Origin of the sequence: Thiocystis minor (assembly GCF_016653465.1) — a bacterium.
Classification (GTDB): Bacteria; Pseudomonadota; Gammaproteobacteria; order Chromatiales; family Chromatiaceae; genus Chromatium; species Chromatium minus.
Map to the genome: position 1 here is coordinate 1 of NZ_NHSQ01000069.1, position 3,505 is coordinate 3,505.

Here is a 3,505-nt window from a genome sequence, read left to right on the forward strand (position 1 = left end):
CACCGGATCTCGATCCGGCGATGCTGGACGCGCACCGTCGCGGTGCCGCCGAGCGGGTCAAAGTGACCGTCAAGGCCGAACCAACAGCCAAGGCGGCCAAGCTGGAGAACACCGAGAACAGGGACACAGCCAAGCCCACGCGGGCGCGGCGTCAGAAAGCCAAGCCGGTCGATGTCGCTGTCGCGGTCGAAGAGATCGCGTCAACCGAAGCCGCATCGACGGCCGCATCGGCGCCTGTCGAGTTTGGCTATTTTTAATCTTTCGCCCCCCCGTTGGGGGGCGGTCAACCGATCCAGTCCCGCGCCAGGGATCTGTCGTCTGCGCATGGCCGCGTCGGTCGCGCCGCGTTCAGTCGTCAGGTTTCCTGCGATCTCACCTGTTGAGATCGTCTATCGCCTGCGCGGGCGATCCATCAAGACCGCGCGCACCATCGGCAAGCCTCGTGCTTGCACTCAACTCGCCAGCCTCGCGCTGGCATCACCCCTTGGGGAGCCTCACTCCCCACAAGGGACGTGCGTCTCCTCGATTTTGGAGACGACGCATGACCACCACCAACACCACCAAAATGTTCGGGATTGCAGAAGCCTTCGGCGTCCCGGCCCGTCCGGAACTCACGATCGAAGGATTCGCCGACGAATCCCATCCGATGATTCCCCGGAAGACCGAGTATCGCTTTCGGCCTGGCCTCTCGGGGCTGATCGCGTTTCTCGGGGAGGCCGCCGGCGATGCCTTCCTGCTGACCGGTCCGACCGGCAGCGGCAAGACGTCCCTGGTGTGCCAGATCGCGGCCCGACTGAATTGGCCGGTCCAGTCCGTGACCTGTCATGGGCGCATGGAACTGTCCGATCTGATCGGGCAGTTCGTGCTCAAAAACGGCACGACCGAGTTCATCCACGGCCCCCTGGCCGTCGCCATGAAGGAGGGTCAGATCCTGATCCTCAACGAGATCGACCTGATGGACCCGTCCGAACTGGCCGGATTGAATGACGTGATCGAGGGTCAGCCCTTGGTCATCGCGCAACACGGCGGCGAGGTGATTCGTCCGCATCCGAAATTCCGGGTGTTCGCGACGGGCAATTCCGCCGGCGCCGGAGATACCACCGGGCTATACCAAGGCATCTTGCGTCAAAACCTGGCGTTTCTGGACCGGTTCCAGGTGATCCACGTCGGGTATTTGGATGCCCGTGTTGAGATTGGCGTGTTACAGAAGGCGATTCCCTCGTTGCCCGAGGAAATCGGCGAAAAGATGATTGCGGTCGCCAACGAGATTCGTCGCCTGTTTTTGGGCGAAGGCGAATCGGGGGCTGAACTCACGGTCACGATGTCCACCCGGACCTTGATTCGTTGGGCGCGACTGTCGCTCACCTTCCGGGGTGCGCCCCAGCCGATCGCGCATGCCTTGGAACAAGCCTTGACGAATCGGGCCGATGCCGAGCAACGCGAGGCGATCCATCGGATTGCCGAAGACGTGATGGGGAATCTGTGGTTGGGAGTCTGACGGTGGATCAGTACGAAGTGTACGAGTACATCCATCCGGATGGCCGCACCAAGACGTGGGGCTACCGGCGTCTCCCAACAGGGGAGATCGAAGTCCGCTGGGGACCAGAACATCGGCTCTCGCAACACAAGATCTACCCCGCCTCCGCCGACCGCAAGGTCCGGAAGACGGCGGTCACCAAGGTTCGCGAGGGATACCGCGACATCGGGCGGCATGCGATTAACACGTCGAATGACCTCGTGTTCTCATTCCCCCCCAAGTCGGTCTCGCCGGTTGGCCGCCCTGCGGTCGTCAACCAGACGGTGCCAGACGTCACACCGCCGCGTCCGCGTGTCCCGGCCTTCGATCTCTCGCAGATCGACACCGAGATCCCCGACTTAGGCTGGTTCTAAGACCGCGATCGCCCGACGCGCATCCGGCGTCATTCAACCGCCAGCCTCCGCTGGCCTTCACCCCCTGGGGAGTCACGCGCCTCCCCTTGGGGGCGTGCGTCTCTCTTTTTTGGAGAAACGCATGAAAAAGATTTGCTTGAACGACACGCTCATCACGATCACCGAGAAAATGGCCCTGATCGTCCTGACCGTCAGTCAGTGGTCCGGGCGCAAGAAGCTCCGTGCCGACGATTTGGAACTGACCGAAAGCGAGGTTCCTTCCGAGGAACTTGTCTCCCTCGGCAGTAAGCGGATCTGCAACCCGGATGCCCTCCGGGTCTTCGGAACCCTGAAGGGACAAGCCGATCGGGCCTGCCTGAAGGTTGGCACCCGGTTTCTCGGGGGGTACTTGATCCCGAATGACCAGCTTGCCGCCCTCAGTGGCGAACTGGATGTTCTAAAAACCGAGTACGAAGTCGAAACCCAGCACTTTCTGACCGGGTATGACCGGGAGATCGAAGACTGGATCCTGCGTCACCCGGAATGGGAGCGGCAGCTTCGCATCGCCGTCGACCCGGCGGCCAAGATCGGCACGAAGTTTTCGTTCCGATATCGCCCCCTGATCATTCAGCCCGCCGAAGGGCAACACGACACGCTGGTAGAGGATGTGGCCGACATTGCCACGTCGGTGTTCCACGAGATCGCCCAAATCGCGATCACGCTGGAAAAAAGCCTGATCGGCAAGGAGGCGATGTCGCAACACGCCCTGAGAACTTTCCGCAGGGTTCAACAAAAACTCGACATTCTGAGTTTCGTGGATCCCCGCATCGGACCGATTCTCGATCAGGTGGAGCGGTTTCTGCGCCAAGTTCCGCCGAGCGGCCCTGTCACGGGCTCCATGTTTCAAAAAGGCTTCGGCCTGTGGATGCTTCTGTGCGATGAAGATCGGATGGCGCGTCACGGTGCAGGGATGCTGAACCCTGTGGTTGAAGCCGAGGTTGATGCCGATGCCGAAGTTGAGGCCGAAACCGAGGTTGCGTCCGACGTCGAGACGACGACTGAAGTTGATGCCGTCGTCGAGGCCGAGGCCGAAGTTGAGGCTGAAGCCGACATCGCAACGCATCTGGACGTCAGTCTGGACGCCAGCGACCTGTTTGACGACTTCGACGACTTCGACGTGGAGACGCCGTTTTTAGGCGTGTTTGAAGAGGCCCGGCTGAACGACGCCGAAGCCGAACCCGAAGTGGCCGAAGTGACCGAAGCTGAGACCAAAACCATCCAAGATTTCGGCTGGTTTTAATCCGACGATCCCCAGCCAGGGGAACGCCAACAAGAACGGTGTGCGACGAACGTCGACACCCTTTTCCCCACCGGGGCACACGCTGCCCCGAGGGGGCGGAGCGTGTCTATTTTTGGAGACGCACCATGCAAACCAAGACCCTGCATCGGGCCATGCCCATTGTCGCCGCCGCGCTCGGACGCAAGTTCGGCGTGAACGTCATCGTCGGTGGCATGAACGCCAGCCGCACCGCCAGTACCGATGGCCAGACCATCTGGCTGCCGGATCTTCCGCCAGATTCCGCTCTGCGAGAGGTTGCGTGGGGATTTCTGGCGCATGAGGCCAGTCATGTCAGAA

3 protein-coding genes and 2 pseudogenes are annotated in these 3,505 nt (G+C 61.4%); all 5 read left to right on the top strand.

Annotated elements, in window-relative coordinates; all coding sequences use genetic code 11:
- Positions 1 to 257, top strand: a pseudogene (locus CCR95_RS08640) (hypothetical protein); the annotation flags it as partial.
- A 284-nt stretch (positions 258 to 541) separates the two neighbouring features.
- On the top strand, positions 542 to 1,498 hold the full coding sequence (locus CCR95_RS08645) for an AAA family ATPase (RefSeq protein ID WP_201093570.1): 957 nt from the start codon (positions 542 to 544) through the stop codon (positions 1,496 to 1,498).
- A gap of 2 nt (positions 1,499 to 1,500) precedes the next feature.
- Positions 1,501 to 1,890 carry a hypothetical protein gene (locus CCR95_RS08650; protein WP_201093571.1) on the top strand — a complete coding sequence of 130 codons (390 nt, stop codon included), beginning with the start codon at positions 1,501 to 1,503 and terminating at the stop codon, positions 1,888 to 1,890.
- Positions 1,891 to 2,011: 121 nt separating this feature from the next.
- Positions 2,012 to 3,169 (top strand): DUF3150 domain-containing protein, encoded by a 1,158-nt coding sequence (locus CCR95_RS08655; protein WP_201093573.1) that lies wholly within the window; start codon positions 2,012 to 2,014, stop codon positions 3,167 to 3,169.
- A gap of 125 nt (positions 3,170 to 3,294) precedes the next feature.
- Positions 3,295 to 3,505, top strand: a pseudogene (locus CCR95_RS08660) (VWA domain-containing protein); the annotation flags it as partial.